We start from the raw sequence: 19,295 nt of genomic DNA, 5'->3' as shown, positions 1-19,295 counted from the left end.
TCAGACCATTAGTCCGCATGTCTATACAAAGAGATGACATTGGGGTAGAACCAGGGCGAGCCCGTTGGTCTTGGAGGTGTCGGATGAGACGAATCCCGATCGTGGTGGCGTTGCTGGGCGCTCTGACGTTGAGCGGCTGCTCCTCGGCGCAGCAACCCGGCGCGCAGAGCGGTGCCCCCGCCGCCGGATCCGCGCCCGCCGCGGCGAGTGGCGGCACCTTCGCCGTCATCACCCACGCCGGACCCGGAGACTCCTTCTGGGACGTGGTCAAGAACGGCGCCGAGGCCGCCGGTAAGCAGTACGCCGCGAAGGTCACCTACCAGGGCGACGGCGACCCGGCCAAGCAGTCGCAGCTCATCGACCAGGCGGTGTCGGAGAAGGTCGACGGACTGGTGGTGTCCATGGCCAACCCCGACGCGCTCAAGGAGTCCATCGGCAAGGCCGTCGCCGCCAAGATCCCCGTCGTGACGATCAACTCCGGCGGTGACTCCTCCAAGGCGTTCGGCGCCATCACCCATGTCGGTCAGTCCGAGGAGGTGGCCGGGCGCGGCGCGGGCGAGCAGCTCAAGGCCGCCGGTGTCACCAAGCTGCTGTGCGTCATCCACGAGGCCGGCAACGTCGGCCTCGACCAGCGGTGCAAGGGTGCCGAGGCCACGCTCGGCGGCACGGTCGAGCGGCTGCAGGTCGACGTGAGCAACCTGGCGGACGTGACCTCCAAGGTCACCGCCAAGCTCCAGTCCGACAAGCAGGTCAACGGCGTGCTCACGCTCAACCCGGCGGTCGCCGTCGCCGCCCGCGACGCCATCAAGGACGCCGGGACGCAGACCAAGCTGGGCACGTTCGACCTGTCGGGCGACGTGGTGAGCGCGATCAAGGACGGGGACATCCTGTTCGCCGTGGACCAGCAGCAGTATCTGCAGGGTTACCTGCCGATCGTCTTCCTCTACCTGTACAAGAACAACCTCAACACCGTCGGCGGCGGCCTGCCGGTCAACACCGGCCCCGGCTTCGTGACCAAGGACAACGCCGAGCAGGTGGCCAAGCTGGCCGAAGCCGGCACCCGATGACCGTCGCCCCCACTGTCTCCTCCGACGAACGGATCGGCAAGGTCGGCCTGGCACGCCGGCTGCTGATCCGCCCGGAACTGGGCGCGGTCGTCGGCCTGATCGCGGTGTTCGTGTTCTTCGCCGCCCAGTCGCCGGTGTTCCGGTCACCCGCCGGCATCGCGAACTGGCTCGACCCGGCCGCGACACTCGGCATCATGGCCGTCGCGATCGCGCTGCTGATGATCGGCGGCGAGTTCGACCTGTCGGCCGGCGTGCTGACCGGCACGACCGGGCTCATCCTGGTCACGCTCGCCACCCGCTACGGCTTCGACGTGTGGACGGCCATGCTCGTCGGGCTGGTCGTCGCGCTGGTCATCGGATTCGCCAACGGGATGATCGTCACCAGGACCCGGCTGCCCAGCTTCATCGTGACGCTCGGCACGTTCCTCATGCTGCAGGGCATCAACCTGGGCGTCACCAAGGCGCTGACCGGCACCGTCCAGGTCAGCGGCCTGCGCAGGGCCCAGGGCTACGAGCTCGCCCGGACGATCTTCGCGGGCACCATCGAGATCGGCGGCACCTCCTTCCGCGTGGCGATCCTGTGGTGGGTGTTCGTCACCGCCGCGGCGACCTGGGTGCTCATGCGGTCCAGGGTGGGCAACTGGATCTTCGCGGTCGGCGGCAACGAGCAGGCCGCCCGCGCGGTCGGCGTGCCCGCCGCCCGTACCAAGATCGCGCTGTTCATGACGACCGCGGTCGCCGCCTGGCTGGTCGGCTCGATCCTGGCCCTGCGGTACACATCCGTGCAGGCCAACATCGGCATCGGGCAGGAGTTCATCTACATCATCGCCGCCGTGATCGGCGGCTGCCTGCTCACGGGCGGGTACGGCTCGGCGATCGGCGCGGCCATCGGCGCGGTGATCTTCGGCATGGCCGACAAGGGCATCGTCTTCCTGGGCTGGGACGCCGACTGGTTCAAGTTCTTCCTCGGCGCGATGCTCCTGCTGGCCACACTGGCCAACCGCCTGGTCCGGCGGTACGCCGAGGAGGTGAAGCATTGATCATCCAGACGCGCGACATCGGCAAGGCCTTCGGCTCGGTGCTGGCGCTGCGCGATGTGTCGATGAGCGTCGAGGCGGGCGAGGTCACCTGCGTCCTGGGCGACAACGGCGCCGGCAAGTCGACGCTCATCAAGATCCTCGCCGGGGTGCACCAGCACGACACCGGGTCGTTCCTCGTCGACGGCTCCGAGGTGCGCTTCGGCAGCCCGCGAGAGGCGCTGGATCGCGGCATCGCCACCGTCTACCAGGACCTGGCGATGATCCCCCTGATGTCGGTCTGGCGGAACTTCTTCCTCGGCTCCGAACCCCGCAAGGGCCTGGCCTTCGACGTGGCCACCGCCCGCCGGGTGGCCCGCGAGGAACTGCGGGCCATGGGCATCGACATCCGCGACGTCGACCAGCCCGTCGGCACGCTGTCCGGCGGCGAGCGGCAGTCGGTGGCGATCGCCAGGGCCGTCCACTTCGGCGCCCGCGTGCTCATCCTCGACGAGCCCACCTCGGCGCTGGGCGTCAAGCAGGCGGGCGTCGTCCTGCGGTACATCGCCCGGGCCCGCGACCGGGGGCTCGGCGTGGTGTTCATCACGCACAATCCCCACCATGCCTATCCGGTGGGAGATCGGTTCCTGCTGCTCAACCGGGGGACGAGCCTGGGCGAGTACGGCAAGGGGGACATCACGCGGGAGGAACTGACCGGGTTGATGGCGGGAGGGGCGGAGCTGGAGCAGTTGTCGCATGAGCTGGACCGGGAGTGAGACTCGGCCTTGCCGTAATGCGGCGGTAATCGGGGCCGGATTCGTGTTCTGCTGGGCGGCAATCAGGCGTCCAATGCATTGCTATCGCCAACGTTTGTGATGCGTCTGCGGTTGAGCCGGCCGCGCCCCTGGGAGTCTCGGGCAGGCCGGCAGGCCGTACATCTCATTCATCGCAACGAGGGGGACACGACCATGGCTACCGGATACGGAGCGGCCAGCACCGTCCTGAACAGCGACAGCAGATGGATCGCCTACATCGACGCGGCCAACCTGTACTACGGGATCTGCGCGACGGCGGGCCCGGACTACTGGCGCGTGGACGTCGTCAGGATGTGCGACCAGGTGCTGAAGAAGTACAACGGCACGCTCACCAAGGTGAAGTACTTCACCACCGCGCTGAGCGGCCAGGCCGGGGTGGATCAGCGGAAGTTCGAGCAGGACACCATCAGCGTCTACGCCAAGCAGTTCCAGCCGTTCATGGGGCAGGCCAAGTACGACGACAAGACCGGCAGCTTCAAGGAGAAGCAGGTCGACGTGCGGCTGGCGGCCCAGCTGGTCGGCGACCTGTGCACCGGCGAGTGCGAGGCGGCGCTGGTGGTCAGCTCCGACTCCGACCTGGCCGCGGCGATCCGCGAGGCGAGGTACTACGCGCCGGGGAAGACCATCGTGGCGGCTCATCCCGACGGCGTACGCTCCGGCGCCTACACCGGGGTGGTCAACGAGGCCATCCTGATCGACGCCGGTCTGTACAGAAATGCCGCGCGCCTGGACGTCACGCTCGAAAGGTCCCGCAGGAAGTAGACCGACCCGCGTGCTCCCGCCGTCCGGCCCGACCGGACGGCGGGAGATCTACTTTGTAAAGGGCGTGCTGCGCGGCATGCCCGACACGCTCATCGTGACCGCCGAACACGACGCGTTGCGCGACGAAGGCGAAGCCTACGCCCGTCGACTGGCGCAGGCCGGCGCGCACGTGGTGCACCGCCAAGAACCTGGCCTGGAGCACGGCTTCATCCAGAACATGGACCTGACCTCTCCAGAAGCGGCCGCCGCCCACAAGCGGCTGTTCGACGACATCGCCGCCCTGATCCACAGCTGAGCCAGCCGTACTCCGAGCCCGAACGCGGCACCACCGTCGCCTCGGCGGTGGTGGCGTTGGCCTGCCCTCGGTGATGATCGCGACCTGCTACTTGTACGGGTCGCCGTCGGGCAGCCAGGCGTGCGGCGCGTGGATTCCGTGGTCGCCGACCCCCGTCGGTGAGGGCGTCGACGGCGGCCAGGACGGCGGCGCGGACTTCGCCGCGGCGCCAGACCAGGGACCAGGTCCAGTAGGCCTCCGGTGCGGTCAGCGGGCGCAGGACCAGGTCGGGCGGTAGCCACCGGCGCCCACCTGCGGTTTCCCCGCTCGGTCGCCCTGCTGACCGCCGGGTACTCCATCGGCCGGATCCTCGGACCACTCGTCGTCACCCCCTGGTGCTGGTCGTCGCCGCGGTGGTCCTGCGGATCGGGTTCCCCCACCACACGGAGTAGGTAGGGAACATCGTCCCTGGTAGCAGGCGTACGCTGGACATTCGACAGGCGCCGCTCCCGCTCTCTTGACGCGACATGGCGCCGGTGTCTCGGCGGGTTACGGCCCCTGACGACCGAGGCGATTCAGGTGGCGCCCCCAGGGAGGGCTCAGATGATCAACAGACGAGCTTTCGGCAAGATGGTGGGCGCGGGAGCGGCCGCGGCCTTGCTCGGGAACCGCCCCAGTCTCTCCTGGGCGGCAACGCCCCACGAGCCCGCGCTGAGGAACACGTCCTTCGGTCCGCTCAAGCAGATCAACGCCGGCGTCCTGAATGTCGGCTACGCCGAAGCGGGTCCCGCCGATGGCCCCGCGGCCGTCCTGCTGCACGGCTGGCCCTATGACATTCACAGCTATGTCGACGTCGCGCCTTTGCTGGCGGCGGAGGGCTACCGGGTGATCGTCCCGTATCTGCGCGGCCATGGCACCACGCGTTTCCTCTCGGACAAGACATTCAGAAACGCCCAGCAGGCGGTGATCGCGCTCGATGTCATCGCTTTGCTGGACGCCCTCAAGATCGAGCAGGCGACCCTCGCCGGTTTCGACTGGGGATCGCGGACGGCGGACATCATCGCGGTGCTCTGGCCGCGGCGCTGCAAGGCCCTGGTCTCCGTGACCGGCTACCTGATCACCAACCGGGAGAGCAACAGGAAACCGCTGCCACCGAAGGCCGAGTGGGCGTGGTGGTATCAGTATTACTTCGCCACGGAGCGGGGCCGACTCGGCCTCGAGGAGAACCGGCACGATTGGCGAAGCTCATCTGGAAGTTCAACTCCCCGACGTGGGATTTCGATGATGCGACGTTCGATCGCACCGCGGCGGCCTTCGAAAATCCGGACTACGTCAGCATCGTGATCGGTAATTACCGATGGCGGCTGAGTCTGGCCGAAGGTGACCCACGATATGACCGGCTCGAAAAGCGGCTTGCCGAAGGCCCCGTCATCGCCGTACCCACGATCACCCTGGACGGTGAGTCCGATCCCTTCACGCCCGCTGGGGACGGCGCGGTTTATCGCGGCAAGTTCTCCGGCAAGTACGCGCATCGGACCCTGCGCGGAATCGGGCACAACGTGCCACAGGAAGCGCCGCAGGCCTTCGCCGCGGCCGTCGTCGACGTCAACGGTCTCTGATCGACCAGGAGGAGAGCTGGTCAGACGGCTTCCGCGGCGAGGGAGCCCCTGAGCGCCACGGCCTCGCTCAGGTAGTCGCGGGCCAGCTCGGCCCGGCCCGCCGAGCGGTGCAACTCGCCGAGGAGTTCGGCCGAGGACGCCTGCCCGCTGCGGTCGCCGAGCTGCTTGAAGACCGCCCGCGAGCGTTCGAGGCCCGTGGAGGCGGGGACGAGATCGCCGCGCGCGGCCTGGAGCCCTGCCAGCCGCTGCAGAGCGTAGGCGCCGCAGTGCGGGTCGCCGAGGCTTTCGAAGATCTCCAGCGCGCGCTCGACGTGGTGGCCGCCGAGCTGGATGGACACGCAGCCCTCGCGGTGGACGTCGCCGAGCTCCTGGGCCAGGCGCAGCGCCTGCCCCAGCCAGCGCGCCGCCTGAACGGGGTCGCCGGACTTCAGCCAGACCCTGCCGATGGCCTGCCGGGTGAACGCCTCGCCATTGAGATCGCCCGTCGAGCCGAACATCACCAGGGCGCGCCGGAAATGCGACAGCGCGATGGGATGCCGGCCGCGGAACTGCGCGACGGCGCCGAGCCCGCAGATGGAGGTGGCCTCCGCCCGGGTGTCGCCGAACTCGCGGAAGGCCCGGCGAGCGCGGGCGAACATCTCCTCCGACTCGGCGTAGCGGTCCTGGTAGAGGCAGACCTGCGCGAGTCCGCGGAGCATGGCGGCCTCGCCGTAGGTGTCGCCCGCGGCCCTGGCGGCCGCCAGCGCGGTGCGGTGGGTGCGCTGCCAGGTGTCGAAGTGGCAGCGAAGGTCGAGGTAGGGGACCATCGCGGCGGCCAGTCCCCACGCCTGCTCGGCCATGCCGGCCGCCGCGGCCAGGCTCACGGCGTCCTCCAGCGCCCCGTGTTCGACCTCGAACCAGGCCACCGGGTCGGCGGTGAGCCTGTCGAGGGTGCCGCGCGGCAGCAGCCAGCGTTCCGCGGCGGCCGAGCTGAGGGTGAACACCGTCGTCGGCAGCTTGGCGGTGGCCAGCTCGGTGGTCGCGGTCCATCCGGCGACCACCCTGGCGAGCGCGGCGGGATCGGGATCCTGTTCGAGCGCGTGACATCGGACCAGATCGGGAAGCTGGTAGCGCGGCTGGCCGAGCCGGTCGGTGCCGACCAGCCGTAACAGGTCGGCGTCCATGAGGGAGTCGGTGACGTCGTCCGCGCGATGCCTGTCGAGCACGGCGTCGACCACCCAGCCGGGTATCGGCGCGCCGCTCAGCCTGCCGAGGGTGTACAGGGCGCGGGCGGCCTCGCCCGGCAGGCCCCGGTAGCTGTGGTCGAGGCCCGTACGCACGTCGAGGTCGCCGATGCGCAGCTCGCCGATCCTGCGGTGCTCGTCCATGAGCCGGCTCTGGAACACCGCGAGCGGCCAGCCGGGCCGCGCCGCCAGCCGGGCCCCCGCGATCCGTACGGCCAGCGGCACGAACCCGCACGCCCGCACGATCGCCGCGGCCGCCTCCGGCTCCCGCGCCGTCCTGGCCTCGCCGACGATCCCGCTCAGCAGATCCTCGGCCTCGTACCTCGACAGCGGCTTCAGCTGGATCTGGAGCGCGCCGGGCAGCGCGGTGAGCTTCGTCCTGCTGGTCACGATCACCGACGGCCCGCGGCCCGGCAGCAGGGGCCGTACCTGCGAGGCGTCCATGGCGTCGTCGAGCACCACGAGCATCGGGCGGTCGGCGAGGATCGAGCGGTACAGAGCCGAGCGTTCGGCGGGGGAGTCGGGGATCGAGGCCGCGCCCATCGCCCTGAGCGCCTGGGCGAGCAGGTCGGCGGGGTCGTTGGCGGCCAGGCTGAGGAACAGCTGCCCGGCGGGGAACCGGTCCGCGAGGGCGTAGGCGTTGTGGACGGCCAGCGCGCTCTTGCCCGAGCCCGGCGGACCCGAGATCACCGCGAGGGAGAACGGGCCCGCGAGCGCCACCGACTCGTTGACGCGGCCCACGAAGTCGGGCACGTCAGGGGGAAGCTGCCTGGGGACGGGCACGACCGCCTCGCTCACCCGCACCGCGCTCGCGGCCACGACCGGCGGCGGGCCGCCGTCGAGCACCTTGGCCTGCGCCTCGCGCAGCCCCGCTCCCGGCTCCACACCCAGTTCGGTGACCAGCTGCCGCCTGATCGTGGTGTAGCAGGCCAGCGCCTCCGCTTGCCGGCCGCTCCAGTGCAGGGCGAGCATGAGCTGCCCCCACAGGTCCTCGCGGAAGGGATGTTCCGCGCACAGGGGACGTAGCAGGGCGACGGCCTCGCCGTACTCTCCCTGTTCGAGGCGGGCGGTGATCAGCTCGCGGGCGGCGGCCAGCCGTACCTCGTGAAGGAGGGCGAGCCTGCGCGTCCACAGCGGATGCTCCGGCAGGTCGGACAGCGGCGCACCGCGCCACAGCGCGAGCGCGGCGGCCAGCGAGCCGGGGTCGCGGCGAGCCACCAGGTGCTCGAACCGCAGCAGATCGAGGTCCTGGGGGACGACGTCGATCAGGTAGCCGGCGCCCTCGGCGCGGATGCGCGCGCCGAGAGATGAGCGCAGGGAGCTGGCGTAGGTGCGCAGGTTCGCCTGCGCCGAGCGGGGCGGGCGTTCCCACAGCACCTCGGCCAGCAGGTCCGCGCTGACGAGATGGTTGGCGTCGAGAAGCAGCGTGGCCAGCAGCATGCGCGGCTTCCTGCCGGAGATGCGCAGTGGCCGCCCTCCGGCCAACGCCTCCAGCGGGCCGAACACCTGGAAGGACACCATGGCAGCCTTCTGTATGTTTTTTGTACGGATCATTCCCAATCTGGGCCCTAACAAGACACATTCGGTGCAGAAGGGGTCCAAGTGAAATTCGGAGTAGTCGCGGTCGCGGCCTTAGCCCTGTTCTTCAGCGTCGCCGCCGCCGACCCGGGCGATGAGGGCGGCGACCCGCCCAACCAGGTGACGGCGGATGTGAGCATCATGGCCACCAACTTCCAGCTGCCCTTCCCCTGCGGGCAGTCCTGGACCGGCAACTCCAGCGGGAGCAGCGCCCACGTGTCGTGGGAGATCGACTTCAACAGGGGCAGCACGGCCGACGCCGACCTCGGCGACCCCGTGGTGGCCGCCGCGGCGGGCACGGTGGTCATCTCCGCCCACCAGGGCTCCACCAACGGCTACGGCAACCTCGTCAAGATCGACCACGGTGGCGGCTGGGCGACCTACTACGCGCACCTGAACGTCCGCTCGGTCAGCGAGGGCGACACCGTCGCCCAGGGACAGAAGATCGGCACCGTCGGCAACACCAGCAAGCCCGGCAACAACATCTCACCCCACCTCCACTACGAGGTACGGCTCGGCAGCAACTATCCGTCCAACATCCAGAAGGCCGTCTTCAACGGTACGACCTACGGCTACCCCATCCAGACGCTGACCTCCAAGAACTGCGGCAACACCACCAACCCGTACACCCCGCAGGAAGTCTGCGGCGACGGCTACAGCGTGATCGACTCGGCGGCCCTCGGCACCTCGGGCAAGGTCTACCTGCTCTACAACAGCTCCACCGGCTACAACTGCGTCACCACGCTGAAGAGCACCTCCCTGGGCACCGCCACGGCGACGACCGCCTACCTGGAGGTGCAGGGAAGCAGCAGGATCACCGATACGGGCAACTTCTCCTACTACGCGGGGCCGGTACGGGCCTCGGCGGCGGACAAATGCGTGAAGTGGGGCGGTAAGGCAGGCTCCTCCACCTACGACAGCGGCTTCGAACACTGCACCTGATCAACCGAGCTCCGGGCAGGGCCTCCACAGCGCGGTGGAGGCCCTGCCCGCCTGAGTTCATGTCGCCGGCCGAACACGCCTGGGTCCTGCACCCGGACACGATCGGTGGTGTGTACGAACGGTCGACGAGCAGCCGGCGGGATCGTCATTTTGTCGGTGCCGTCGTTCATGATGCTCGCATGACGTCGTGGAAAGAGTTCGAGCTCCAGGCTCCCGGGCTGGCGGCGGTCGCTCGGCAGGTGATGGAGCGTCACAAGCACAAGGTGCTGGCCACGCTCCGTAAAGACGGTTCGCCCCGGGTGAGTGGCACCGAGTCGCGTTTTGACGGCGGCGAGCTGTGGATGGGGTCCATGGCCGGCGCGGTCAAGGCGCTCGACCTGCGGCGGGATCCGCGCATGGCGATCCACGTCACCTCGCCCGACCCCGATGAGGCCGATCCGTCGTCATGGGCCGGCGACGTGAAGCTGGCCGGGCGGGCGGTCGAGATCACCGACCCGAAGGTGCTGGCCGAGGCGGGCCTGCCCAACACCGATTCACACCTGTTCAGGATCGACCTGTCCGAGGTGGTGTGGACCCGGGTCGAAGGGGACGAGCTGGTCATCGACACCTGGCACGAGGGCGCGGAGGTCCGGCACATCCGCCGTCAGTAATCTACAAAGTAAAGGCGCTCGGCCGAGTCAGTGAACGAAAAAGCCACCATCGACGAACAGCATCTGGCCGGTGACAAACGCGGAGGCGTCACCGGCCAGAAACACCGCGGCACCGGCGAAATCGTCCGGCACGCCGTTACGGCCGACCATGTGACGGGCAGCGAGCGCCTCGACCCGGCCGGGGATGGCCTGGGCCGGTTCGGTCAGCGGCGTCAGCACGAAGCCGGGGATGATCGTGTTGACGCATACGCCCTGGCGTGACCAGGCTTCGGCCTGCGACCGGGTGAGTCCGGCGATGCCTGCCTTGGCCGCACCATAAGCACCGCTGTTGCCGAACGCGCTGACGGTCTGCTGGGAGCCCACGTTGATGATCCGTCCCCAGCCCCGTTCGGCCATGCGCGGGCCGAAGTGCTGGCCGAACAGGTAGGGGGCGGTCAGGTTGACGGCGATCGTCTGCTCGTAGTCGTCGTCGGTGAGCTCGGCCATGGGCTTGCGGATGTTGTTGGCGGCGTCGTTGACCAGGATGTCGATCCGGCCGGCGCCGGCGCAGACCCGTTCCACGGCGGCGCGGTCACCGAGGTCGGCGCTGATGCGGGAGGCCGTCACGCCGTGCTGCTCCAGCTGCTGCACGGCCTTGTCGAGCTCGGCCTCCCGGCGAGCCACGATCACGACCTCGGCACCGGCCCGGCCGATCGCTTCGGCCATGGCGTAACCGATGCCGGAACTTCCGCCTGTCACCAGGGCCCGCCGGCCGGCAAGGGAGAACAGATCACGCAGGTAGTCGGACACGAACGGTCAAATTAGCATCCTGGGCGAGGCTGCTCACGGCGGGGCTTGCTTGTACGGGCATGTGTCCTGGCGAGCTGCGGGTAAGGCCTGGTCATCGAGGGCTAACCCAGCAGCGGGAACCTCACGTCGTCCGACGGCAGCCGTCCCGTGGCCTCCAGGACGTAGGTGGGCAGATCCAGCTGGGACGGCCGGGCCGTACCGAGCAGGCCGTCGAGCGTCTCACCCGCGAGCTCCAGCGCCTCCGGCGCGGGCGGATGATCCGTCGAGAGGTCGAGGTGGTGGATGGCGGCCTCGGTGGCCAGGGTGGCCAGGAAGTCGGGGACGGCGAGGACGTGGCCTTGCGTCGCGACGAACCCGGCGGGGTCCGTGGCCAGCGCCGCCCGCACCGCCGCGGGGGCGGTGTCCTGCCAGACCCGCACGACGCCGGAAGGCCGCGCGAAGGCGGAGGCGGATCTGCGTACCCACCAGGCGTGGCCGTCCGCGCCGTCCACGCCTGGCGTGAAGGGAGTCCAGTAGGTCACGTAGTCGACGTCGGGTGGCCCGTCCGCCGGGGTGGCGAGGGTGACGAGTGCGCGCTGGGCGTCGCAGAGCATGTGGAAGAGCAGGTCGACGGCGGCCCACCCGGCGCACCTGGTGGGCTGGAGCAGGTCGATCCCGCTCACCGCCGCCGTGAGCTCCCGGTAGGCGGCGGCGAAGGCGGTGCGGGCGCGGTCGATGTCCATGTGTCAATCTTGCGCGAGCGTTCCATGCGTGCCTTCACCCGCCGGGGCGCGCCTGCACGCGGTGCCTCAGACGGTGGTGAGCCAGGCGCGGATTTCGTCCATGAGCGGGACGGGCGCGTCGTGGTGGACCAGGTGACCGGCGGCGTCGATCAGCGAGAGTTCGGCGGCGGGGATCAGGCTCTGCAGGCGCCGGGCGATATCGGTGGGGATCCACGCGTCACAGGAGCCCCACAGGATCCTTACGGGGATACTGATGCGGCTCAATCGCTCTTCGTTCTCTTCGAGGAAGCGCTCGTCGTAGTGGGCGATCTGCCGGTAGAAGGCGGGCTGGCCTTCCTCTCCCGTCCACGGCCGCACGAGGGCGTCGAGATCGTCCTCGCGTAGGCCGCGGTGGCTCGCGCCCTGAATGTAGGCGCGCACGATGGCGGTGTGGATGTAGGCCGGTAGCCCTGCCAGGACGTCGGGATGGTCTTGCACGAAGGTGAAGAAGGGCGAGCCGCTGGGCGGGATGGCCACGACGTCGACGAGCATGAGCGAGGCGTAATCGACGCCCAGGGTCAGGTGCGTGCGCAGGGATACGGCACCGCCGAAGTCGTGGGCGATCACGTGTGGCCGGTCCAACCCCCAGTGCGTGAGCAGCGCCGCGAACGCATCGGCCTGCGCGCCGAAATCCACGGGATGCTCGGCATGCTTGGACGAACGGCCATATCCGGGCATGTCCCACAGGTAGACGGTGAAGTCGCGGCTCAAGGCCTCCGCGAACGGCTGCCACAACACCGACGAGAACGGCGTGCCATGGCAGAACACCACGGCCGGACCCGCGCCCGCGCGTCCCCAGGCAATCTGCCTTCCACGCCACTCGAATCGCTCCGTCAACTCCATGACTGGCAATGTTAGTAAGTCGCGCTCAGTCTCCCGGCGGCAGGTCTTAGGCCCAGCGATCAGGCCGAACGGGCGCCGGTCACCGCGTGGCTGTCGTCCTGTCCATCAGGCAGAGCGTGGCCGGGGGGATGGCCTCATCCGGTTATGCCGTGGGGAGCGGGTTCTGGCCGAGGAAGCGGTGGCCGTTGTCGGCGGAGGCACGTACTGCGGCGAACCCGTAGTCGATCATGGCCGTCTCGTAGTCACGCACCGCCGCCACGAGCGGGCGTCCGTGTGCCGCCTTGTTCAGCGCGTCCGCCAGCGTGGCCGCGTCACGCAGCGCGGTGTTGGCGCCCACCCCGCCCGCCGGGCTCATCGCGTGGATGGCGTCACCCAGCAGGGTGACGGCAGTGGTGGGCCATGCCTCGATGGGGACGCTCGTACGCAGTACGGCGGGGAAGATGCTGGCCGGATCCCACTCCCGCGCGATGCGCTGGACGCGGGGATGCCAGCCGTCGATCAGGTCCAGCACCATCGCGCGGAGCTCGGCGCCGGTCATCCGGTGGAGTTCGTCGTCGGTGCGGGGCAGGTGCTCAGCGCGGATGCCGAAGCTGCAGGTCATGTAGTCCTGAACGGCGCGGAGCCGGACGGCGGGGGCGTGCCGGAGCGCGGCCTGGTGGAGCGGCTCTGGGAACTCCACCGGCGCCACCCCGATGAACGCGTTGCGGGGGCCGACGATCGCGGTGAAGACGTTGAACATGTCGTCGCTGAACAGCCCCTGGGTCCGGTCATTGAGCGGGATCTTGCCGTAGAGCTGGCGCAGGCCGGTGTCCACGACGCGGGCGTGGGGGAGGAGCCGGCGGCGGATGACGGAGTTCACGCCGTCGGCGGCCACGAGCACGTCGCCGGTCACGGTGCTGCCGTCGGCGAAGTGGGCGGTGACACGGCTGTTCGCGGTGGTGACGACGTCGTTTTCAGCGCGGTCGGTTTCGAAGCCGGTGCAGGTCTTGCCGAAGGTGACGATGTCTTCCAGCCCGGCCAGCAGGATCTGGCGCAGGGTCAGCCGGTCGACCGTCAGGGGCGCGGGTCCGGGCTCCGCTTCGGCCGTCCATCGCGGGACGAGCTGCTCGTCGAGGAAGACCGAGCGGGGGCCGGGTGTCCCGGCGGTGGCCAGGAACAGCTGCCACAGCCGTGGTGGCAGGGCGTGTTCGAGGGCGCGACGGCCGTCGGCGTTGATGTGGAGGCGGTAGCCCTGGTCGCGGAAGACCGGTGTCGGGTCCTGCTCGTGTACGGAGACGCTGATGCCGTCCTGGCGCAGCCGCTGGGCCAGGCACAGGCCGCCGAGACCGGCGCCGATGACGATCACATGCATGGTGGTGGATCCCTTCTGGTCGTCGGCAACTGTCGGCGCTTGACGCGGGTGAAGGCGAGCCAGGAGCGGCGATGTGGCGGTTTCCGGCACGAGGGGCGGTGCCGAAGACGGAATCCGATGTCACGTGGGCAGGATGGCGCCTGCTCGCTTGACGGTCCGGATCAGCGGTGCCGTCTCGACGTGCCGTACGGCCTTCAGTGATCCGATGCGCTCGGTCAGGTACCGGTACAGATCGCGGGAGTCCCGGCACGTGACGCCGGCGAAGAGGTTGGCGGGACCCGTCGTGGCGGCGGCCACGGTGACCTCCGGGTGCAGGGCCAGGGCCTCGCCCACGGCGGCGAGCTTGGCGGGCTTGACGGACATCCACAGCCAGGCCTCGGCGTGGAAGCCGAGGGGTTCGGGTGGGATGTCGACGTCGAAGTACACGATCCCGGCCTGCCGCAGGTGCGCCAGGCGCCGCCGTACGGTCGACTCCGACCAGCCGGTGATCACGGCCAGGTCGGTGTGCGGGGTGCGCCCGTCCTTTGACAGGGTCTCCAGCAGCGCGTGGTCCGCTTCGTCGAGCCGGATGGATTCGTCGGGCACGACGGGGGGTGGAGGCTGGAGTTCGGCCGCCTGCTCGGTGGACAGTGCCCGCAGGCCCGCCCAGCCCGCCGGTCCACCGGCGAACCTGTGCAGCATGCGGTGCGCGGTGACGCCCACCACCTGCCGGCTGCGGGGGAGTTTCTCCAGGAGGAGCGCGTCGCGTTCGGCGGGGGTACGGGCCAGGGTGCCGCAGGCGATCTCGGTGCCGCCGGAGAGCAGGCTCACCCAGGCGGTGTCGTTGCGGCGGGCCAGGGCGGAGGCGACCGCGCTTCCGGCGTCCGGGGTGCAGCGCAGGCGGATCGCCCACGAAACGTAGTCGAGCCGGAACCCGTCGACCACGCCGACGACGCGGAGTATCCCGGCCGAACGCAGCCGCCGGTAGCGGCGGGCGATCGTGTTCTCGGAGACGCCGAGCACTTCGCCGATCTTGCTGAAGGGTGCTCGGCCGTCGATCTGGAGAGCGTGTGCCAGGCAGCGGTCCAGGCGGTCCAGCGTGACGGTTTCCATCTGGGTAAGGTATCCCTGTGCCGGTTACGGGCATGCTGACGGCCTCCCGTGGCTGTTCGGTCTGCCGCATGGGCGCGCGCGGGAGGTGTCCGGAGACGGATTTCATCGCCTGCCGGGCAGCGTGGTGGCGTCAAAGGTGAGCTGCGACGTCGAGCTTGCATTGACGCCATTATGGCGCCATAGTGATGCCATGGATCTCGCGCCGTACGTCGACAATCTGCGCCGCGAACTCGCGGTCGCCGCCGAAGCGGGTGGCGACGATGCGCGCGCGCTCGCCGAGCGCCTCACCTCGCCGCTGGAGTCGGCCACGCGGCTCGTGCTGCTGGAGGCGTTGTCCGCCGCCGCTGACGAGATTACCCGTGAGCTCGCGCCGGGATCGGTCGATGTGCGGCTGCGCGGACGCGACCCCTCCTTCGTCGTGACACCGCCGCCCATGGACCGCTCGCTGGATGAGGAGGGCGAGGGCGGTTTCGACGCGCTGCCGGGTGGGGCGGCCGGTCGGCGGTGGTCGGGTTCGGGAGTTCCAGCGGGACGAGGGGCTCCGGGAGCCCGGGGGGCTTCGGAGGCGGCCTCAGCGTCGACGGCGGTGCCGCAGGACGGTGAGGAGGGTGGCACGTCGCGGATCTCGCTGCGGGTCCCCGAGCAGCTCAAGCCGCGTATCGAGGAGGCGGCCAGCCGCGAGGGGCTCTCCGTCAACGCCTGGCTCGTCCGGGCCGTCTCCGCCGCACTCCAGCCCGAGGGCGCGGGCGGCCGTTCAGGGTGGCGTGAGGATCCGAAGGGGGGCCGGCGCTACACCGGCTGGGTTCGCTAGCGCGGCAGGCGAGGGCTTTCACGTCCAGCGCCGGTGATCGCGTGCGGGGCGTTCGTCATCTGCCGCTGCCTGTCTCCCTTCCAGGCGAAGGTTGTACGGGGTTTACAGACCTGTAAGTATGGCGTCGTGGAGAAGTACAGTCCCGGTGGGCGGCGGTTGCTGGAAGTGGCCACCGAGGTGTTCTACGCCGAAGGGATCCGGGCCACCGGCGTGGACGCGCTGGTGGAGCGGGCAGGGGTGTCAAAACCCACCCTGTACGCCCAGTTCGGGTCGAAGGAGAACCTGGTGGCCGCCGTACTGGAGTGGCGGCGCGCCGTACGGCAGGCGGGGCTGACCGAGTTCCTCGTCGAGAACGGCGGGTCGGCCCAGGAGCGGCTGCTGGCGGTGTTCGACTGGCTGGCGCGGGGGCACCGGAGTGAGGGGTTTCGCGGGTGCCCGTTCACCAACGCCGCGGTGGAGCTGCCCGATCCGGACCATCCGGCGCGCAAGGTGATCTCCGATTACAAGGGGTGGCTGCGGCAGCGGCTGACCGAGCTGGCCGAGCAGGCCGGACTGGCCGACCCGGAGGAATTGGGTTACGCGTTTTTGCTGCTCATCGACGGGGCCAATGCCCGCGTCGTGGTGGATGGGGATCGGTCGGCGATGCTGCGGGCCAAGGCCGCGGCCGCCCGGATGATCGGTGGAGCGCATGGCTGAAGGGTTGGTCGCGGGGCTGGAGCACGAGTTCGCGTTCCTGGTGCCGCCGAGCAAGGTCGTGGCGGGGCTGTATCCGGAGTCGGCGGAGTTCGGGGTGATGCCGCCGGTGTTCGCCACCGGATTCCTGGTCGGGCTGCTGGAGTGGGCGTGCGTACGGGCCGTCCTGCCGTACCTGGACTGGCCGCGCGAGCAGACGGTCGGCACGCGCGTCGACATCACCCATCAGGCGCCGACGCCGGCGGGGATGACGGTGACCTGCCGGGTGCGGCTGGTGTCGGTGGAGGGGCGGCTGCTGCGGTTCGAGGTGGCGGCTGAAGACGGCGTGGATGTCATCGGTGAGGGTACGCACGAGCGGGTGATCATCGATGCCGAGCGGTTCACCGCGCGGGCCCTGGCCAAAGGCCGCCCGGCCTGAATCAGGCCGGGGAGCTGCTCTCGCGTTGAGTATGCCGGACGCGGCGAGGGTCGCGGAAGGGCGTTGGGGCGCGTCAGGCCAGTGTGCGTACAAGGTGCTCGGCGAGAGCGACGACGGGAAGGTTCGTTGTGGCCCGGGGGATCACCGGGATGATCGAGGCGTCGATGACCCAGAGGTTGTCGGCGCCGTACAGCCGCCCGGAGGTGTCGACGACGGCTCCCGCGTCCGGGTCCGTGCCGATCGCGCACGTGCCGACGGGGTGCCAGTAGTGGGCGGCGGCGGCGCGCATCGCGGCCTCGCCCGCTCGCGGGCCGTCTTGTGGGGTCGTGGAGAATTCAGCTCGCCGGTCCGCCATGAATGCCGCGGTGAACTCGTCGAGAGGCCGCCCCAGAAGCGGCGCCAGCGCAGGTGAGGCGGCCATGCGCCGGCACAGGTCGATGCCGTGCCGCAACACCGCCAGGTCGCGTCCCTCGGGGTCGGTCAGGTAGGCGTGGTCGACGACCGGTCTGGTTCCGGGGTCGGGCGAGATCAGCCGCAGGGCGCCCCGGGACCGAGGCGTGAGGCAGGCGGCGGGCAACACGCAGGTCCAGCCTGCGGATTCTCTGCCGGTCCACGGAAGGAGATGCAGGTCGTACGGCGCCCGGCCGCCGGGCGAGAGCGCCTTGCCGATCACCTGCTCGTCCGGGACCGCCGCCCGCTCGCGCTCGTAGCCGGCGAGTCGTCGCACCAACTCGTCGCTCGCGGCGAACCGCAGCTCCAAGGTGGGGTGGTCGTGCAGGTTGCGGCCGACGCCGGGCAGGTCGAGGCGGGGTTCCACGCCGAGGGCGGCCAGCTCGCCGGCCGGTCCGACGCCGCTGCGCAGCAGTACTTCGGGGCTGCCGTACGCGCCGCCGCACAGGACGAAGCGGTCCGCCTCCACGGTGAGCCGCTCCTGCGCGCGCCGCACATGCGCGCGGCGGACCACCGAGCCGTGCAGTTCGAGGCGGTCGACCAGCGCGTGGTCGACCACACGAAGCCGCGCGCCGCCGCGCCCCGAGTTCAGAGCGCCGCGCTCGGGGACCAAGGAGCCCTGTATCGGGTCCAGGGCGCCGTGCCCTCGGCCAAGGTAGCCCCGAACCGGGTCCAGGTAGGCGAACGCGCTGTTCCAGCGGACGCCGTCAGGGTTGTTGACCGGCGACGGGCCGCAGCCGGCGCCGGCGAACAGGTCGTCCAGGTCATCCGTGCGCGGCACGCCGGAGAGGATCATGGCGTCCATCGCCGCGGCCTGGAACGGGGTGAGCTCGTCGTCGGAGTCCCGGCGGACGCGGAGCCTGGCCGCGCCCTGCCTCATCAGCTCGGTGACCGACGTGTCGGTCCAGGACAGCCCCCATGACCGGTAGTCGGCGGCGTGGCCGACGGTCTGGGAGCAGCCGTTGTGGGATGAGCAGCCGCCGATGACGCGGGCGCGATCGAGCGGCAGGTCGCGTGCGGGGAGGGCGCCGGGGCCCCGGTATCCCCAGTCGTGCGTCTCCGGCAGCGTGGCGCTGTCGAGCAGCTCGCGGGGCCAGCGCCCGGAGGCGAACGGCCCGTAGTCCGGTCCGGCCTCCACGACCACCACGGACAGGGAGGTGGTCTCGATCAGGCGCCCGGCGACGACCGCCCCGGCGGTGCCGCCGCCGAGGATGGCGATGTCCGCGCGAACGCGCTGGTCTAAGTCGTTTCCAACGCCTACCATGGAGCGAGTTTAATCGATCGGTCGATAAAATCAACTAGCTGACGAGAGCGGGCAAGAACGTGGACGTCGCCATCCTCATCTACGAAGGTTTCACCTCCCTGGACGCCACCGGGCCGTTCGAGGTGCTGAGGCGCCTGCCCGATCCCCGGGTGTGCTTCGTCTCGGCCACGCCCGGGATGTGCGCCGCCGATCAGCCCGGTTTCGGGCTGGTGGCCGAGCCGCTGGAGAGCATGGAGCGGCCGGACATCGTGGTGGTCGCCGGCGGCAGCACCACCCAGGGCCTGCTGGCCGACGAGACGGTTCTGGCCTGGCTGCGCCGGGTGCACGAGACGAGCACGTGGACGACGTCGGTGTGCACCGGATCGCTGCTGCTCGGGGCCGCGGGCCTGCTCCGGGGCCGTCAGGCCACCTCGCACTGGTACGAGCTGGACAGCCTGCGCTGCTTCGGCGCCGAACCGGTGTCCAGGCGCGTCGTGGAGGACGGGAAGATCATGACGGCCGCGGGCGTGTCCTCCGGCATCGACATGGCGCTGCTGCTCTGCGACCGGCTGATGGGCCCGGCCTACGCCCAGGCCGTGCAGCTGGGGATCGAGTACGACCCTCAGCCCCCGCACGACGCGGGCTCGGTGGCCAAGGCCCCGGCCGAAGTGGTCCGGTTCATGCGGGACAACATGGAGCGGCACTACGGCCCCTCCTGGGATCGGCGGGCCGTTCAAGGCTCGTAAGCCCTCCACCCGGGTCCGTGCGATTCCGACGTACGTCACCTCGTTCGGCGCGCAGGCTTGCCCCTGTATAGAATTACGTTCATAATTCAATAATCGACGTGATGCCGAGGGGGCTTGACCGTGAACGATGCACAAGATGTACGAGGCGATGT

The 19,295-nt window shown here is 69.9% G+C and carries 20 protein-coding genes; 13 read left to right on the top strand and 7 right to left on the bottom strand.

Features of this window, described 5'->3' with window-relative positions; all coding sequences use genetic code 11:
- The first annotated feature begins 83 nt into the window (after positions 1 to 83).
- From AB0B91_RS44335 to AB0B91_RS44305, 7 genes are all read left to right on the top strand, one after another.
- The gene (locus AB0B91_RS44335; RefSeq protein ID WP_358333943.1) at positions 84 to 1,067 is read left to right on the top strand and encodes a sugar ABC transporter substrate-binding protein; all 984 of its coding nucleotides are present in this window, start codon (positions 84 to 86) and stop codon (positions 1,065 to 1,067) included.
- Positions 1,064 to 2,107, top strand: a complete 1,044-nt coding sequence (locus AB0B91_RS44330) for an ABC transporter permease (RefSeq protein ID WP_358333940.1) — start codon at positions 1,064 to 1,066, stop codon at positions 2,105 to 2,107. The genes AB0B91_RS44335 and AB0B91_RS44330 overlap by 4 nt, the downstream gene beginning before the upstream one ends.
- Positions 2,104 to 2,859 carry an ATP-binding cassette domain-containing protein gene (locus AB0B91_RS44325; protein ID WP_358333937.1) on the top strand — a complete coding sequence of 252 codons (756 nt, stop codon included), beginning with the start codon at positions 2,104 to 2,106 and terminating at the stop codon, positions 2,857 to 2,859. The genes AB0B91_RS44330 and AB0B91_RS44325 overlap by 4 nt, the downstream gene beginning before the upstream one ends.
- A 192-nt stretch (positions 2,860 to 3,051) precedes the next feature.
- The gene (locus AB0B91_RS44320) at positions 3,052 to 3,660 is read left to right on the top strand and encodes an NYN domain-containing protein (RefSeq protein ID WP_358333935.1); all 609 of its coding nucleotides are present in this window, start codon (positions 3,052 to 3,054) and stop codon (positions 3,658 to 3,660) included.
- Between the two features lie 10 nt (positions 3,661 to 3,670).
- Positions 3,671 to 3,955, top strand: coding sequence for an alpha/beta hydrolase fold domain-containing protein (locus AB0B91_RS44315; RefSeq protein ID WP_358333932.1), 285 nt, complete (start codon positions 3,671 to 3,673; stop codon positions 3,953 to 3,955).
- A gap of 582 nt (positions 3,956 to 4,537) precedes the next feature.
- Positions 4,538 to 5,278 carry an alpha/beta hydrolase gene (locus AB0B91_RS44310; RefSeq protein WP_358333929.1) on the top strand — a complete coding sequence of 247 codons (741 nt, stop codon included), beginning with the start codon at positions 4,538 to 4,540 and terminating at the stop codon, positions 5,276 to 5,278.
- On the top strand, positions 5,275 to 5,553 hold the full coding sequence (locus AB0B91_RS44305) for an alpha/beta hydrolase (protein WP_358333926.1): 279 nt from the start codon (positions 5,275 to 5,277) through the stop codon (positions 5,551 to 5,553). Before AB0B91_RS44310 ends, AB0B91_RS44305 begins: the two co-directional genes overlap by 4 nt.
- A 20-nt stretch (positions 5,554 to 5,573) precedes the next feature.
- Here the strand turns inward: AB0B91_RS44305 and AB0B91_RS44300 are convergent, their stop codons facing one another.
- Entirely contained in the window at positions 5,574 to 8,297 is a 2,724-nt protein-coding gene (locus tag AB0B91_RS44300; protein ID WP_358333923.1) for a BTAD domain-containing putative transcriptional regulator, read from the bottom strand.
- An 81-nt stretch (positions 8,298 to 8,378) separates the two neighbouring features.
- Between AB0B91_RS44300 and AB0B91_RS44295 the strand changes: the two genes are divergently transcribed.
- Positions 8,379 to 9,296 carry a M23 family metallopeptidase gene (locus AB0B91_RS44295; protein ID WP_358333920.1) on the top strand — a complete coding sequence of 306 codons (918 nt, stop codon included), beginning with the start codon at positions 8,379 to 8,381 and terminating at the stop codon, positions 9,294 to 9,296.
- A gap of 179 nt (positions 9,297 to 9,475) precedes the next feature.
- Positions 9,476 to 9,946: a pyridoxamine 5'-phosphate oxidase family protein gene (locus AB0B91_RS44290; protein WP_358333917.1), complete on the top strand. Its 471-nt coding sequence runs from the start codon at positions 9,476 to 9,478 to the stop codon at positions 9,944 to 9,946.
- Positions 9,947 to 9,973: 27 nt separating this feature from the next.
- On the opposite strand, the gene AB0B91_RS44285 is transcribed toward AB0B91_RS44290, so the two are convergent.
- From AB0B91_RS44285 to AB0B91_RS44265, 5 genes are all read right to left on the bottom strand, one after another.
- Complete coding sequence (locus AB0B91_RS44285; RefSeq protein WP_358333914.1) at positions 9,974 to 10,735, bottom strand: SDR family oxidoreductase; 762 nt, start codon at positions 10,733 to 10,735, stop codon at positions 9,974 to 9,976.
- Positions 10,736 to 10,836: 101 nt separating this feature from the next.
- Positions 10,837 to 11,457 carry a maleylpyruvate isomerase N-terminal domain-containing protein gene (locus tag AB0B91_RS44280; protein ID WP_358333911.1) on the bottom strand — a complete coding sequence of 207 codons (621 nt, stop codon included), beginning with the start codon at positions 11,455 to 11,457 and terminating at the stop codon, positions 10,837 to 10,839.
- Between the two features lie 66 nt (positions 11,458 to 11,523).
- Positions 11,524 to 12,339 carry an alpha/beta hydrolase gene (locus AB0B91_RS44275; RefSeq protein WP_358333908.1) on the bottom strand — a complete coding sequence of 272 codons (816 nt, stop codon included), beginning with the start codon at positions 12,337 to 12,339 and terminating at the stop codon, positions 11,524 to 11,526.
- A 142-nt stretch (positions 12,340 to 12,481) separates the two neighbouring features.
- Positions 12,482 to 13,690 carry an NAD(P)/FAD-dependent oxidoreductase gene (locus AB0B91_RS44270; protein WP_358333904.1) on the bottom strand — a complete coding sequence of 403 codons (1,209 nt, stop codon included), beginning with the start codon at positions 13,688 to 13,690 and terminating at the stop codon, positions 12,482 to 12,484.
- Positions 13,691 to 13,810: 120 nt separating this feature from the next.
- On the bottom strand, positions 13,811 to 14,782 hold the full coding sequence (locus tag AB0B91_RS44265) for an Lrp/AsnC family transcriptional regulator (protein WP_358333901.1): 972 nt from the start codon (positions 14,780 to 14,782) through the stop codon (positions 13,811 to 13,813).
- Between the two features lie 190 nt (positions 14,783 to 14,972).
- Here AB0B91_RS44265 and AB0B91_RS44260 point away from each other — a divergent pair, with 190 nt between their 5' ends.
- From AB0B91_RS44260 to AB0B91_RS44250, 3 genes are all read left to right on the top strand, one after another.
- Positions 14,973 to 15,593, top strand: a complete 621-nt coding sequence (locus AB0B91_RS44260; RefSeq protein WP_358333898.1) for a hypothetical protein — start codon at positions 14,973 to 14,975, stop codon at positions 15,591 to 15,593.
- 126 nt (positions 15,594 to 15,719) lie between these two features.
- Entirely contained in the window at positions 15,720 to 16,289 is a 570-nt protein-coding gene (locus tag AB0B91_RS44255) for a TetR/AcrR family transcriptional regulator (protein ID WP_358333895.1), read from the top strand.
- On the top strand, positions 16,282 to 16,704 hold the full coding sequence (locus tag AB0B91_RS44250) for a thioesterase family protein (RefSeq protein ID WP_358333892.1): 423 nt from the start codon (positions 16,282 to 16,284) through the stop codon (positions 16,702 to 16,704). Before AB0B91_RS44255 ends, AB0B91_RS44250 begins: the two co-directional genes overlap by 8 nt.
- Positions 16,705 to 16,777: 73 nt before the next feature.
- Here AB0B91_RS44250 and AB0B91_RS44245 read toward each other — a convergent pair whose 3' ends face one another.
- Entirely contained in the window at positions 16,778 to 18,418 is a 1,641-nt protein-coding gene (locus tag AB0B91_RS44245; RefSeq protein WP_358333889.1) for a GMC family oxidoreductase, read from the bottom strand.
- A gap of 59 nt (positions 18,419 to 18,477) precedes the next feature.
- On the opposite strand from AB0B91_RS44245, the gene AB0B91_RS44240 reads away from it, so the two are divergent.
- Positions 18,478 to 19,143: a DJ-1/PfpI family protein gene (locus AB0B91_RS44240; RefSeq protein ID WP_358333886.1), complete on the top strand. Its 666-nt coding sequence runs from the start codon at positions 18,478 to 18,480 to the stop codon at positions 19,141 to 19,143.
- The last annotated feature ends 152 nt before the right edge of the window (positions 19,144 to 19,295 follow it).

Source organism: Nonomuraea sp. NPDC049141 (genome assembly GCF_040648415.1).
In the GTDB taxonomy this organism is placed as follows: Bacteria; Actinomycetota; Actinomycetes; order Streptosporangiales; family Streptosporangiaceae; genus Nonomuraea.
Note: the sequence above shows the minus strand (reverse complement) of the source record. Positions and strands in the feature narration are given on the sequence as shown.

Coding starts and splice junctions, on each gene's coding strand:
- AB0B91_RS44335 (WP_358333943.1), top strand. CDS start 84: ATGAGACGAATCCCGATCGTGGTGGCGTTGCTGGGCGCTCTGACGTTG.
- AB0B91_RS44330 (WP_358333940.1), top strand. CDS start 1,064: ATGACCGTCGCCCCCACTGTCTCCTCCGACGAACGGATCGGCAAGGTC.
- AB0B91_RS44320 (WP_358333935.1), top strand. CDS start 3,052: ATGGCTACCGGATACGGAGCGGCCAGCACCGTCCTGAACAGCGACAGC.
- AB0B91_RS44310 (WP_358333929.1), top strand. CDS start 4,538: ATGATCAACAGACGAGCTTTCGGCAAGATGGTGGGCGCGGGAGCGGCC.
- AB0B91_RS44300 (WP_358333923.1), bottom strand. CDS start 8,297: ATGGTGTCCTTCCAGGTGTTCGGCCCGCTGGAGGCGTTGGCCGGAGGG.
- AB0B91_RS44290 (WP_358333917.1), top strand. CDS start 9,476: ATGACGTCGTGGAAAGAGTTCGAGCTCCAGGCTCCCGGGCTGGCGGCG.
- AB0B91_RS44280 (WP_358333911.1), bottom strand. CDS start 11,457: ATGGACATCGACCGCGCCCGCACCGCCTTCGCCGCCGCCTACCGGGAG.
- AB0B91_RS44275 (WP_358333908.1), bottom strand. CDS start 12,339: ATGGAGTTGACGGAGCGATTCGAGTGGCGTGGAAGGCAGATTGCCTGG.
- AB0B91_RS44270 (WP_358333904.1), bottom strand. CDS start 13,690: ATGCATGTGATCGTCATCGGCGCCGGTCTCGGCGGCCTGTGCCTGGCC.
- AB0B91_RS44265 (WP_358333901.1), bottom strand. CDS start 14,782: ATGGAAACCGTCACGCTGGACCGCCTGGACCGCTGCCTGGCACACGCT.
- AB0B91_RS44260 (WP_358333898.1), top strand. CDS start 14,973: ATGGATCTCGCGCCGTACGTCGACAATCTGCGCCGCGAACTCGCGGTC.
- AB0B91_RS44250 (WP_358333892.1), top strand. CDS start 16,282: ATGGCTGAAGGGTTGGTCGCGGGGCTGGAGCACGAGTTCGCGTTCCTG.
- AB0B91_RS44245 (WP_358333889.1), bottom strand. CDS start 18,418: ATGGTAGGCGTTGGAAACGACTTAGACCAGCGCGTTCGCGCGGACATC.